12 protein-coding genes are annotated in these 12,512 nt (G+C 52.5%); 6 read left to right on the plus strand and 6 right to left on the minus strand.

The window, feature by feature from the left end:
• Nucleotides 1–128: 128 nt before the first annotated feature.
• From arcC to arcA, 4 genes are read right to left on the minus strand one after another with little or no spacing between them, the layout of a single operon-like run.
• Complete coding sequence (gene arcC / locus KNP79_RS09965; protein ID WP_214753543.1) at nt 129–1,091, minus strand: carbamate kinase; 963 nt, start codon at nt 1,089–1,091, stop codon at nt 129–131.
• A gap of 15 nt (nt 1,092–1,106) precedes the next feature.
• On the minus strand, nt 1,107–2,582 hold the full coding sequence (gene arcD, locus KNP79_RS09970; RefSeq protein ID WP_214753541.1) for an arginine-ornithine antiporter: 1,476 nt from the start codon (nt 2,580–2,582) through the stop codon (nt 1,107–1,109).
• A gap of 54 nt (nt 2,583–2,636) precedes the next feature.
• Nucleotides 2,637–3,665, minus strand: coding sequence for an ornithine carbamoyltransferase (gene argF, locus KNP79_RS09975; protein ID WP_214753539.1), 1,029 nt, complete (start codon nt 3,663–3,665; stop codon nt 2,637–2,639).
• Nucleotides 3,666–3,681: 16 nt separating this feature from the next.
• Nucleotides 3,682–4,911, minus strand: coding sequence for an arginine deiminase (gene arcA, locus KNP79_RS09980; protein WP_034780161.1), 1,230 nt, complete (start codon nt 4,909–4,911; stop codon nt 3,682–3,684).
• Nucleotides 4,912–5,253: 342 nt separating this feature from the next.
• On the opposite strand from arcA, the gene mgtE reads away from it, so the two are divergent.
• Nucleotides 5,254–6,612, plus strand: a complete 1,359-nt coding sequence (gene mgtE, locus KNP79_RS09985; protein WP_214823387.1) for a magnesium transporter — start codon at nt 5,254–5,256, stop codon at nt 6,610–6,612.
• Nucleotides 6,613–6,755: 143 nt separating this feature from the next.
• Nucleotides 6,756–8,537, plus strand: a complete 1,782-nt coding sequence (locus KNP79_RS09990; RefSeq protein WP_034779516.1) for a solute:sodium symporter family transporter — start codon at nt 6,756–6,758, stop codon at nt 8,535–8,537.
• Nucleotides 8,538–8,576: 39 nt separating this feature from the next.
• Here KNP79_RS09990 and KNP79_RS09995 read toward each other — a convergent pair whose 3' ends face one another.
• Nucleotides 8,577–9,479, minus strand: coding sequence for a sensor domain-containing diguanylate cyclase (locus tag KNP79_RS09995; protein ID WP_052090191.1), 903 nt, complete (start codon nt 9,477–9,479; stop codon nt 8,577–8,579).
• Nucleotides 9,480–9,629: 150 nt separating this feature from the next.
• Here KNP79_RS09995 and KNP79_RS10000 point away from each other — a divergent pair, with 150 nt between their 5' ends.
• The 4 genes from KNP79_RS10000 (at nt 9,630) to KNP79_RS10015 (ending at nt 12,040) form a co-directional block, all read left to right on the plus strand.
• Nucleotides 9,630–10,643 carry a serine hydrolase domain-containing protein gene (locus tag KNP79_RS10000; protein WP_215192238.1) on the plus strand — a complete coding sequence of 338 codons (1,014 nt, stop codon included), beginning with the start codon at nt 9,630–9,632 and terminating at the stop codon, nt 10,641–10,643.
• Nucleotides 10,643–11,029: a GNAT family N-acetyltransferase gene (locus KNP79_RS10005; protein ID WP_214823390.1), complete on the plus strand. Its 387-nt coding sequence runs from the start codon at nt 10,643–10,645 to the stop codon at nt 11,027–11,029. The genes KNP79_RS10000 and KNP79_RS10005 overlap by 1 nt, the downstream gene beginning before the upstream one ends.
• Nucleotides 11,030–11,040: 11 nt before the next feature.
• Nucleotides 11,041–11,745, plus strand: coding sequence for an SDR family NAD(P)-dependent oxidoreductase (locus KNP79_RS10010; RefSeq protein WP_214823391.1), 705 nt, complete (start codon nt 11,041–11,043; stop codon nt 11,743–11,745).
• Between the two features lie 88 nt (nt 11,746–11,833).
• The gene (locus tag KNP79_RS10015; RefSeq protein ID WP_034779520.1) at nt 11,834–12,040 is read left to right on the plus strand and encodes a hypothetical protein; all 207 of its coding nucleotides are present in this window, start codon (nt 11,834–11,836) and stop codon (nt 12,038–12,040) included.
• Between the two features lie 19 nt (nt 12,041–12,059).
• Here the strand turns inward: KNP79_RS10015 and KNP79_RS10020 are convergent, their stop codons facing one another.
• Complete coding sequence (locus tag KNP79_RS10020) at nt 12,060–12,491, minus strand: hypothetical protein (protein ID WP_034779522.1); 432 nt, start codon at nt 12,489–12,491, stop codon at nt 12,060–12,062.
• Nucleotides 12,492–12,512 lie beyond the last annotated feature (21 nt).

The raw sequence follows: 12,512 nt of genomic DNA on the forward strand, positions 1-12,512 counted from the left end.
TTTACACTCAAAATGATAGCAATGTCTAAATCGACATACAACATTCCTTCCCCATGTCGGACCATAAAAAACGACGAGCAGCCAATTCAGGAAAAAAGCCACAGACGCTGATGTCTGTGGCGTTGAGCTTATTGTTGGAGCGTCGCGGCGAGTCGGACGCGCGTCCCGACCTCACCTCGGACCGCCGCAAGGGCTTGTTCGAGCGACGTGATGACGGCAACCCGGTCGTGTCCTGATTCGGCGAATTGAAGGGCGGCCCGAACTTTCGGCAACATGCTGCCCGGTGCGAACTGGCCTTCGGCGATAAACGTCTCGAGTTGTTCTTTCGTCGTCTCCTCGAGCGCCCGGGCCGACGGTGTCCCGAAATCGACGAACACGTGCTCGACGGCCGTCAAGATGAGGAGCATGTCGGCGTCGACGAGATCGGCGAGTTTCGCAGCGGCAAAATCTTTATCGATGACCGCCTCGACGCCGATATAGCCATCGGCTGTATCGATGACAGGAATCCCCCCGCCGCCAGAGGCGACGACGATGTGCTCATGGGCGACGAGGTCACGGATGACCGCGTGCTCAAGAATCGCCACTGGAAACGGGCTCGGGACGACACGGCGATAGCCGCGACCGGCGTCTTCTTTGAACACATAACCGGTCGTCCGTTCAAGCTGCTGCGCTTCCGCCTCGTCATAGAAAGGACCAATCGGCTTCGTCGGGTGACTGAAGGCACTATCGTTCGGGTCGACGACCGACCGCGTGACGATCGGTGCGACCGAACGTTCCAAACCACGAGATCTCAGTGCTTTCGTGAGGGCGTTCTCGAACCAATAGCCAATCATCCCTTGTGTCATCGCCCCGCAAACGTCGAGCGGCAAGGCCGGCGTCGCCGGACTGTCCGACGCAGCCTGCTGCAACATCAAATTTCCGACTTGCGGCCCGTTGCCATGGGTGATGATGACCTCAATCCCTTCGGCGACAAGCGCGGCCAGTGATTCCGCCGTCGCCTCAACGGCTCGAATTTGAGCCTCGGCCGTCGCATCTTTACCTTGTTGAATCGCATTTCCACCTAGTGCGATGACTACTCGTTTATTCCGCATATTGGTTTCCCCCGATCAAAAGACTGAGATATTTCCTGAGACGATGCGCACGACGGCCAAGATGGCGAGCGCGGTCAAGACACCGGCCACGATCCACTCCGTCTTCGTCAACGTCTTGATGCCGTTCTCACGTTGCGCCTTGATGTAGAGCAACGTACCTGGTGCGTACAGTAACGTCGTCAAGAGCAGATAGTCGATTCCGGCCGCATAGATGAGCCAAATCCCGTAAATCGAGGCGACGGCTCCGATGATGAGGTCGCGGGTCCGACGTTCACCGGCATTGTAGCCGATGCCGTTCTTCGCGACTTTGACTTGATAGAAGGCCGAGAAGACGTACGGGATCAAGATGGCGCTCGAGGCGAGCGAGAACGCGAAATTATACGCCGCATCCGAGAACAGGAACGTGAAGAGGAACAGCTGGATCAACCCGTTCGTGAGCCAAAGCGCGTTGGCCGGCGCATTGTTTTTGTTCTCTTTCGTGAACCATTTCGGGAACACGCCGTCTTTCCCGGCTACGAATGGGATCTCAGCGGCGAGCAACGTCCAGCCGAGCCATGCTCCGAGAACTGATATGACGAGACCGCCATTGATGAGCATCGCGCCCCACGGTCCGACCGCTGACTCGAGCAAGTACGCCATCGCCGGTTGCGAGGCGTTCGCCACGTTCTCTGGATTCATGAGACCGAGCGACATGACCGAGATGAGCAGATAGATGATGAGCGTCCCGAGCAATCCGATGACCGTCGCTTTCCCGACGTCCGAGCGCTTGCGGGCCCGTCCAGATAAGACGACCGCCCCTTCGACCCCGATGAACACCCATAGTGTGACGAGCATCGTCGAGACGACCTGGTCTCTCACACTACCCCATGAGAAACCACCCTGTCCCCAGAAATCGAACGTGAAATTATCGAGGTTGAAGAAGAATAAGGTGATGGTGATGAAAGCAAAAATCGGTACGAGTTTGGCAATCGTCGTGATGATGTTGATCATCGACGCTTCGTGGATACCACGTAAAATCAACGAATGCACGAGCCATAGCATAATCGAGGCACCAATGATCGAAGCGATGTTTTGACCGCCTTCAAAGATTGGGAAGAAATAGCCGACCGAACTGAACAGAAGCGTCGCATAGGCGACGTTGCCGAGCCACGCGGATAGCCAGTAGCCCCACGCCGAGTTGAACCCGACAAACTGACCGAAGCCGGCACGGGCATAACTGTACACACCACCATCGAGATCCGGACGACGCATCGTCAAATTTTGAAAACTGAGTCCGAGGGCGATAATCCCGATTCCGGTGATGACCCACCCAATCAAAATCGCTCCCGCGTTCGCACCTTGGGCCAAGTCGGCCGCCAAGTTGAAGGCGCCGCCGCCGATCATTGAACCGACGACGAGTGCCGTCAGCGCCCCGAGCCCTAAACGTCGATCTTTCTTCTCTGGTTGCACGCCAGCCGTTCCACTTGAGTCATGCGCTATTTTCGTAGACATTGAACTCATCCCTTTCGTTTAGTACGGGCCGGAGGGGAGATCCCCTCCCATCCGTCAGCGTTCAAGCCATTCGTTCGTGTCGGTGAGCGTCGCGGCCATCACCGCTTTAATCGTATGCATCCGGTTCTCGGCTTCGTCAAAGACGAAGGAGTGACGGCTCCGGAACACTTCATCCGTGACTTCCATCTCGCTCAACCCGTACTCCGCATGGATCGCCCGGCCGACTTCGGTCTCCAAGTCGTGGAAGGCAGGCAGACAGTGGAGGAACATGACGTCCGGATTATTCGTCTTCGTGAGCATGTCCATGTTCACTTGATATGGGTGAAGCAGTTTGATGCGCTCGGCGAACTCGGCCTCTTCGCCCATCGACACCCAGACGTCCGTGTAGATGACGTCGGCGTCGGCGACCGCTTCGTCGATGCTTTCGGTCAACGTGATCTTCGCCCCTGTCTCGGCAGCGACCGAGCGGGCAAAATCGACGACTTCATCCGACGGCCAAAGCGATTTCGGCGCACAGATACGCATGTCCATCCCGACTTTGGCACCACCGATGAGGAGCGTGTTACCCATATTGTTGCGCCCGTCACCAACGTAGACGAAGCGGATGCCAGACAGCTCGCCTTTCTGTTCTTTGACGGTCAAGAAGTCGGCCAAGATTTGCGTTGGATGATACAAATCCGTCAACCCGTTCCATACCGGGACACCGGCGTCTTTGGCCAGCCCTTCGACCGTGTCATGGGCGAAGCCGCGGAATTGGATGCCGTCAAACATACGCCCGAGCACGATCGCCGTGTCGCGCACCGATTCTTTTTTGCCAAACTGGATATCCGATTTCCCGAGGTATTCCGGATGCATGCCTAGATCGATGGCCGCCACAGTGAACGCACAACGCGTCCGCGTCGAAGGTTTCTCAAACAACAGCGCCACATTCTTTCCTTCACAGATTCGATGCGGGACGCCTTGTTTCTTTTGACGTTTGAAGGCGGCCGATAAATCGATCAAATAGTTCAACTCATCCCCTGAAAAATCGTTCAATGATAGAAAATGACGGCCTTTCAAATCAAAGTTGTACGTTGTAGACATGCTCGTTTCCTCCTCGTTAAATGTCTTTGCGGATAATCGGACAGCTCATGCAGCGTGGGCCCCCACGGCCACGCGACAATTCACTCGACATGATCTCGATGACTTCGACGCCTTCTGAGCGAAGCAACTCGTTCGAGACGTAGTTACGGTCGTACGTGACGACGACGCCTGGAGCAATCGCGAGTGTGTTCGACCCATCGTTCCATTGTTCGCGGGCAGCGGCGATTGGGTCTCCGCCCCCACATGGGATCAAGACGATCTCATCGAGACCGAGTGCGGCTTTCAACACGTTCAACAGATCCGTGTGCTGCGTGATGTGAAGTTCACCCTCGGCGTTCAACGTCAGTTCAAAGATGTTCATCTTGCCTCCTGGCCCTTGGATGAACGGGTGAATCGTGAACTTGTCATGATCGACCATCGTGAAGACCGTATCGAGGTGCATGAACGCGCGCGACTTCGGAATCTCGATGGCGATGACTTTCTTGAACGTGCCGCCGTTTTTCAACAAGTTGAGAGCGACCCGTTCAATCCCTTGGGCCGTCGTCCGCTCGGAAATCCCGATGGCGACGACTTCTTTCGAGAGAACGAGCTCATCTCCACCTTCCATCGCGAAGCGGTAGTCGCGGTCCGACCAGATCGGGATGTCGTGTTTTGCGAATCGCGGATGATAGCGCATAATATATTGCGTGAACAACGATTCGCGGCGGCGAGCCGGCTCTTTCATCCGGTTGATGGATAGCCCGTTCCCGATGGCTGCCGATGGGTCACGAGTGAAATATAAGTTCGGCATCGGGTCGAGATAGAACGGGTATGTGTCCTCAATCATCTCGTGCAAGTGGCGCCGTTTCTCTGGCTTAATCTCAGACTTGCGAATGCCGGCCATAACGGTTTCAATCAATTTTTCGTTGTCGTAGGCGAGCAAATATTCTTTAAGTGTCTCGTACGAGCCGTTGATATTCGATTTTGACTCCGCCAAGATATCGGCGACGAATCGTTCGCGCACCCCTGGTAGTGATAACGTTTCCGCCATCAAATTTTCTAGATAGAGTACTTCGACGCCACGATTTTGGAGCACGCTCGCAAAGTAGTCATGTTCTTTTTGAATGACCGGAAGATGAGGAATGTCGTCGAACAAGAGTCGTTCCAAATATTCTGGGGTCAAATTTTCGAGCTCACGCCCTGGTCGTTTCAATAGTACCGTCCTAAGTTCACCAATTTCTGAATACACGTGGATCGGATGTTTCAGCGTTGTATCCCGTGCGGTTTGTTGATCCGTCATCGATATCATCTCGCTTCCTCCTTGTGATTCGGGTGTGTTTCTACCCTTACATTATCAACTTACCCAATTCCGAGGTGGGCAAGTCCGACGTTTGGACTGTGGTGGATTCCACACTAAAGTGCATAGATGATGACGTGGCATGAATGAACAACCATTCGAGAAACGGTGCGTCCCCTCAAATCGGAGGAGAGAGACGTATACATACTGTATAGATTGTGAAAAAAATTCATAACATTTTTTTGATTTTGTTTGAGCCCGACTAAAGTCGTGACATAATATAGACAAATGATGTGAAAAGGAAGTGAGTCGATGGCAATCGAACGTACAGAACGCGCCCGTCATGAAGCCCAAGTGACAGCGCTCATCCAAAAAGGGGACCCGGTCGATTTCCGCGACGTGTTTCTCACACTCCATCCGGGCGAACAAGCCGACCTCTTCATTGAGCTCGAGCAACCGGGTCGCCAGTTCGTCTATGATGCCTTGTCCCCGGAGGCGTTCACCGACCTATTTGAAAAGCTCGAACTCGATGAACAAGAACAGTTCATCCAAGAGATGCCGCGTCCGTTCGCCGTACGCGTGTTGAACGACATGTTCTCGGATAACGCCGCCGACTTGATGACCGAGCTCCCGGACGATTTCATGAACGAACTGTTCGAGTTGATGGACGAGACCGAGGCGACCGAAGTCAAAGACTTAATGCGCTATCCGGATGATACGGCCGGCGCCATCATGACGACCGAGTTTATCGTGTTGAAAGCGGACAAGACCGTCGGTGCGACGCTCGAAGACTTGCGCGAACTTGGACCGGAAGCCGAGACGATCTATTACCTGTATGTCATCGACACCGATCGCCGGCTCGTCGGCGTCGTCTCGCTACGCGATTTGATCGTCTCCCCGCTCGATGTGCAAATTGCGGATATCATGGGCCGACGCGTCGTATCGGCCCACGTCCTCGCCGACCAAGAGGACTTGGCGCGGACCGTTCAAAAATATGATCTATTGGCCTTGCCTGTCATCGACAGCGAGGACCACTTGCTCGGAATTATCACGGTCGACGATGTCATGGATGTCATCGAACGGGAGACGACCGAGGACTTTGAGGAGCTGTCAGCGACAAAAGGATCGTCCGACATCAATATGGGACCGGTCGAAGCAGCGATAAAACGGGCCCCTTGGATTATCAGCCTCATGTTTCTCGGGATGATCACCGCGTCGACGATTGGTGGCTTCGAGGATACACTCGAAGCGATCGTCCTGCTCGCTGTCTTCATGCCGCTCGTCATGGGTTCGGCCGGGAACGCCGCCACCCAATCGCTCGTCGTCGCCGTCCGTTCAATCGCACTCGGGACGATCAATCGAAAGAACGTGTTGAAGATGATTCGCCGTGAGTTCGGGACGGGCGTCTTGCTCGGTCTCGCCTGCATGGTCGTCATCTTTGGGGTCATCACCGTTTTGTACGACAGTGCCTTGATCGGGATGATCGTCGGTCTGTCGATCTTTGCGTCACTCAGCGTGGCGACCATCGTCGGGACGCTCGTGCCGCTCCTCATCAATCGATTGAAACTTGATCCGGCCGTGGCGTCGGGCCCCTTCATCACGACGGTCGTCGACAACCTCGGCTTGATCATTTATTTCACGGTCGCGACTTCGTTGCTACGCTTTTTCTGACACCTGACATCTCAGGTGTCTTTTTTGTCGTGATGTTTATTACAGTTCTTTTACAAAAGAGAAAATGGGAAATAATCATGATTTAGGACGGGTATTCATGAAAAGTACTTATAAATAAGAAGAGATTGAGGGAGGGATATTCGTTGACCATTCAACAAGTTGTTTACATATTGATCACAGGGGCTCTCTTCATGGGTCTCGTCGCATACGTGTCATACCGCATGACGAAAGGAAAAGTCGAGAGTGCCGACGATTATTTCTTGGCTGGACGTGGTCTCACCGGTCTATTCATCGCCGGATCGCTTTTATTGACCAACTTGTCGGCCGAGCAATTGATCGGCTTGAACGGCCAATCGTTTGCCGGCAATATGTCCGCTATGGCATGGGAAGTCACGGCCGGCATCGCCGCCATCATCATGGCCCTCTTCTTACTTCCACGTTTTCTCGGCATCGGAATTTCAACGATTCCCGAGTTTTTGAGCCAGCGGTATGACGAGGACGTCCGCCGCTTGACGGTCCTGTTGTTTTTGTTCGGCTATATGTGCGTCACGATTCCATCGATGCTCTATTCAGGCGGCCTGGCCGTCTTGCAACTGTTTGACGTACCAGCCCTGCTCGGGATCAGCTTCGAGCAATCACTCTGGATGGTCATTTGGTTCATCGGGATTATCGGTGCCGTGTATGCCATTTTCGGAGGACTCCGTGCCGTTGCCGTTTCTGACACGTTGAACGGAATCGGCTTGATTATCATCGGATTCCTCGTCCCGACGCTTGGCTTTATCGCGCTCGGTGACGGCAATCTTGTTGATGGGATGAAGACGATCGCAACCGAGAATCCGGAGAAACTAAACGCGATCGGTTCAGAGAACGATTCCGTTCCGTTCTTGTCCATCTTCACGGGGATGATTTTTGCGAACTTATTTTATTGGGCACTCAACCAATATGTCATTCAACGGGCACTCGGGGCGAAGAACTTGGCCGAAGGTCAAAAAGGAGTGCTTTTCACCGGCTATTTGAAGTTGCTCGTCCCAATCTTCATGTTGCTCCCGGGGATTATCGCATTCCATTTGTATGGCACGAACGTCGACAAGGCCGACCTCGCTTATCCGAGCTTGATTGCCGACTTGTTGCCGATGTGGCTCATGGGCTTTTTCCTCGCCGTCTTGCTCGGTGCCGTGTTCAGCTCGTTCAACTCGCTGTTGAATAGTATCGCTACGCTATTCGTGCTCGATATTTACAAGCCGAAGTTCAAACCGGACGCATCAGACAAAGACTTGATTCGGGTCAGCAAATGGTTCGGGACGTTCGTCGCGCTCGTCTCGTTCTTCGTCGCTCCAAACTTGATGTATGCACCGGACGGCCTTTGGGACTTGATTCGCCGTTTCACCGGCTTCTTCAACATCCCGATTCTCGTCATCGTCTTAATCGGGATGCTCGTGAAGCGGGTGCCGCCGATCGCCGCGAAACTCGTCATCGGCTTCCACGTCGTCACGTATTACTTCCTCGTTTGGGGAACGGAGCAGTGGTTCGGCTTCGACCTCGGCATTAACTTCATTCACATTTACGGGATTTTGTTCGTCCTCGAGACGGCCATCATGCTCGTGTTCGCGAAAGTTCGTCCGATGCAACACATCAATCCGATTCGCATCGACCTCGGTCGCGTCAAACCTTGGCGCCATGCCATCTCGACGTCAATCATCCTGATTGCTTCGATGGTGTTCGTCTACTTCGTCTTCTCACCAATCGGTCTCGCCTATGCGGACGGGATCGTGTCGAGCTGGTTCTGGCCAGCGACACTCGCTTTGGTCGCGACGACGAGCGGGCTCGTCTGGACATCGTATCGCTACTGGTTGCCGCGTTATGAGGCATACTTGAACAATCTCGATACGACAGACACCGAGCGTGAAGAAGCGATGGGTGAATAATATATTTAGACAAACAGACACGTTCCTTGCTGATATCTTTTAGCAAGGAACGTGTCGATTTGTCTTACTTCTATTCTTCTGTTCATACATGTTTTGATCCGCTTGATCATACAATTTCTTGAAATCGTTTAACTGTTCCTCCCAAGCTGCACCGACAGCGGCTGAAATATCATTCGATTCAAACACGCTTCTAATGGAAACCGTCAAATCTAGCAATTTATCTTGTTGTAGTTGATCAGTTAATACAACAAATTCGTCGCCTCCAATCCGATAAACGTTTGTGCTTAACCCTTGCAAGAGGAGTCCCGCTTTCTGAAGTAACAAATCACCAGCCGAATGACCTTGATGGTCATTAATTTTCTTCAAGTCATTTAAATCGATGACTATCAACCCTACTTTTTTAAAAGAGAGACAATCAATTGTTTCATTAAAGGCACGTCGGTTCAAAACCCCAGTGAGTTCATCATGACGGCTCACATATTCTAACTCCTCACGTTTCATTACAGCCGCTTCTACATTCCTAATGATTCCTTGTACAGCTACAATCTCACCATTTTTATAAATCGGAGTCGTGTATTCTTCAAAACGCAAGTAACGACCGTCATTAGTTCGCCAACGTTGCGAGATAGCCTCATCGTAACTCATCTTTCCTGAGACTTTATTCATGAGAATTTGATAATCATCTGGGTGAATACGACGAAAACAATCATCTGGATTTTCATAGTTTTCCGCTACAACACCCTCACCTAAATACAAATCAAGGGAAGGACTTATGTAACGAAAACGAAACGTCGGTTTGACTTCAAATATATAAATGACGTCTTTAACGTGGTTACCGAAATGTGCAAACGCCCCGTCCACCTCTTTACGTGATTGAAGTATCTTCTGCGCAACAAGTACCAAAATCAATCCAACTAATAAACCTAACCAAAATTGTTCCATGTTTTCCCGCTCCCCATCTAAACGTACTATTCTATCGTATCACGTTAACGAAACACCGCCTGTACCTTTTCCATTATTTAGGTTAATGTTTAAATGTAACGTTCATTTGTTGATGAATGTAAACTTAAAATTAGAAGTTGGAGGTCAACCATGAGTCCTGACTGGTCACGCTATGAAGTCTCATCTACTTTTTCTGGATCGGCGCTCGTCATGCGACAAGACGACATCCTGTTCGAACTTCAGCAAGGCTACGCGAATCGGGCCGAACAAATCGAAAATCAAACGTCGACCCGCTTCGGCATCGCTTCGGGCTGTAAGCTGTTCACAGCGATTGCCATCTGCCAGCTCGTCGAACAAGGAAAATTGTCGTTTACGTCGACACTCCGCGAGAGTTTGGACATCGACTTCCCCCGATTTGACCCAGCCGTGACAGTTGAACAGTTGCTCACCCACACGTCCGGCATCCCCGACTATTTCGACGAGTCTGTCATGGACGATTTCGAGGAATTGTGGCGACAGCGTCCAATGTATCACATCAGGCAGCTACGTGACTTTCTCCCGATGTTCCAGCACGAACCGATGCGACAAGAACGGGGCGTGTTCCAATACAATAATGCCGGGTATATCCTGCTCGGCCTCATCATCGAACAAGCGAGCGGGTTGACGTTCTCGGACTATATCGAACGATTCGTGTTCAAACCGGCCGACATGACCGATTCGGGGTACTTCTCCCTCGATGCCTTACCGGCGCACACGGCGCTCGGGTATATCGACAATGCGGACGGCTCGTGGCGGACGAACCACTATTCGATTCCCGTCAAAGGCGGCGCGGACGGCGGCGCGTTCGTGACGGCACAAGATATGGCCAAACTTTGGAACGCCCTGCTCGCTCATCGCCTGCTCGGGGAGGAGATGACGTCACGGTTGCTCACGCCTCACGTGCCAGTGAACGAAACAGGCGCACATTATGGATACGGTCTGTGGATTCAATTGGATGCGAAGCGACACGTCTTCAAATATCATGTCATGGGTTATGACCCCGGCGTCAGTTTTCATTCTGCTTACTATCCGGACACAGACATCGTCTCGGTCGTCTGTTCGAACGAGTCAGATGGTGCGTTCGACCTCATGAAAGCCATTGAAATGAAAGTAGGTGAAGGTTGATGGTCATTCGTCCTTATGAAGAAGCCGATTTTGAACAGATTCAAGCATTGAATGAAGCGGAAGGTTGGAGTCAACTCGTCCGACAACATGACTTGACGAAACAGGCGTGGCGGCAATCGAACGTTGCCTATGTCGTCGAGTCAGAAGGACTGGTGATTGCCTACTTGCGTGGGTTGACCGACACAACCGTGAGCCTGTACGTGTGCGAACTGCTCATCGCGGCCTCGCACCGTCGCCTCGGGATTGGCGAGCAGTTGTTGTCACACGTCCATGCGCTCTACCCCGAAACGCGTCTCGAGATGCTCGCGAGTGCTTCATCCCACACGTATTACGAAAAACTGAACTTCCGTCCGTTTTACGGGTACCGGAAGACGATTCACGAATAGGAGGAACTGTCATGAAACTAGCCATCGTGACCGGTGCATCGCGCGGCCTCGGCCGTGCCATCGCCGAGGAACTATTGAAGCGTGATTATGAGGTCGTCAATTTTTCACGGACGCAGGCGACCGATGCCTCGTTCCGTCACGTCAAGGTCGACTTAGCTGATCCGACAAGCACACTGGCCGCGATTGGACAGATGAAGCCGCTCATCGAGACGGCAACGTCCTTGCTCGTCGTCCAAAATGCGGCGTTGATTGAACCGATTCACCGGGCCGGTCAATTGGATGCTACGCAGCTTATCGCTCACGTCCAAGCCAACTTGCTCGCCCCGATGCTCTTGACGAACGCGGTGCTCGCATACGACTTGCCCGTCTCGCTCATCCATGTGACCTCTGGGGCCGCCAAGCGCCCCATCTCGGGCTGGAGTGCCTATTGTGCGACGAAAGCCGGGCTCGATCATTTCACCGAGACGGTCGCCCTTGAATTGACCGATACGGACGACAAAGTCGCCTTGTTCAATCCAGGCGTCATGGACACCGCGATGCAGGAAAGCATTCGGGCCTCGTCAGAAGACGCGTTCCGTGACGTTGAACAGTTCCGCTCCTATGTGACGGAAGGACGATTGCGCACCCCTGAGACGGTCGCCCGCATCTTGGCGAAACACTTGCTAGACGAGCCGTTCGAGAATGGCAAGACGTATTCGGTGTATGACCTAGACTGATTTTTCACCTGGTATAAAATTCAGCCACCCTTTTTAGGCTCAACCGCTTACACTAGAGACAGATGAAAAGAGAAAGGGTGGCTAAGTCATGAAGACGATTGCAGGAGGATTATTATTTTTCGGCTTGTTCAGTCTCGGATTGTCGTTCACGATGATTGGGGACACGGCGATTGTCGGAGCGATGGTGAGCGGTGTCGCCATCTTATGTAGCGTCGGGCTTTGGTTCGGAGCGACAGAAGTAACGCGCATCCGTGTTGCTCTCCTCGACAGCAAAAAAACGTCTTTCCCCGAATAAGGGAAAGACGTTTTTGGATTCATTGATTGTCTTCTTCTTCGTAATCATCATCAGCATATTCCTCGAAATCATACTCTTCGAAGTCCGCTTCATCGATAAAGATGTCGCGGTCATTAACGACGTGAATCGGACCGTTGGCCACATCGATTCGAATCGTCCATGCCCATGGAATGCGCAATCGGCTATAAACGCCTGTCCAGAATTCCATCGATTCTTGCTCGTATCGTTCGAACTCTGCCAGCAACTCTTTAAAGGTTACCCCTGACAACTGAAAGTTTGAGTCTTGGATTCGCTCGAGCGCATTATGTGTCGCCTCGAGTTCCGCCGCACGTACCATCTCTTCGGCCGTTGCCATCTCAAGAATGGTACCATCCGGTGGCAGAATGTCGTATACGTTAAACAATTCGCCTTCTTCTACTTCTTCATCAAACTCATAGTCGTCGTGCCGCATGCTTCATTCCTCCTCACTCTA

This window comes from Exiguobacterium sp. s7 (assembly GCF_018618195.1).
Classification (GTDB): domain Bacteria; phylum Bacillota; class Bacilli; order Exiguobacteriales; family Exiguobacteriaceae; genus Exiguobacterium; species Exiguobacterium mexicanum_A.

Coding starts and splice junctions, on each gene's coding strand:
- KNP79_RS10000 (WP_215192238.1), top strand. CDS start 9,630: ATGAGTCCTGACTGGTCACGCTATGAAGTCTCATCTACTTTTTCTGGA.
- arcD (WP_214753541.1), bottom strand. CDS start 2,582: ATGTCTACGAAAATAGCGCATGACTCAAGTGGAACGGCTGGCGTGCAA.
- KNP79_RS10020 (WP_034779522.1), bottom strand. CDS start 12,491: ATGCGGCACGACGACTATGAGTTTGATGAAGAAGTAGAAGAAGGCGAA.
- KNP79_RS10005 (WP_214823390.1), top strand. CDS start 10,643: ATGGTCATTCGTCCTTATGAAGAAGCCGATTTTGAACAGATTCAAGCA.
- KNP79_RS09995 (WP_052090191.1), bottom strand. CDS start 9,479: ATGGAACAATTTTGGTTAGGTTTATTAGTTGGATTGATTTTGGTACTT.
- mgtE (WP_214823387.1), top strand. CDS start 5,254: ATGGCAATCGAACGTACAGAACGCGCCCGTCATGAAGCCCAAGTGACA.
- KNP79_RS10010 (WP_214823391.1), top strand. CDS start 11,041: ATGAAACTAGCCATCGTGACCGGTGCATCGCGCGGCCTCGGCCGTGCC.
- KNP79_RS10015 (WP_034779520.1), top strand. CDS start 11,834: ATGAAGACGATTGCAGGAGGATTATTATTTTTCGGCTTGTTCAGTCTC.
- argF (WP_214753539.1), bottom strand. CDS start 3,665: ATGTCTACAACGTACAACTTTGATTTGAAAGGCCGTCATTTTCTATCA.
- arcC (WP_214753543.1), bottom strand. CDS start 1,091: ATGCGGAATAAACGAGTAGTCATCGCACTAGGTGGAAATGCGATTCAA.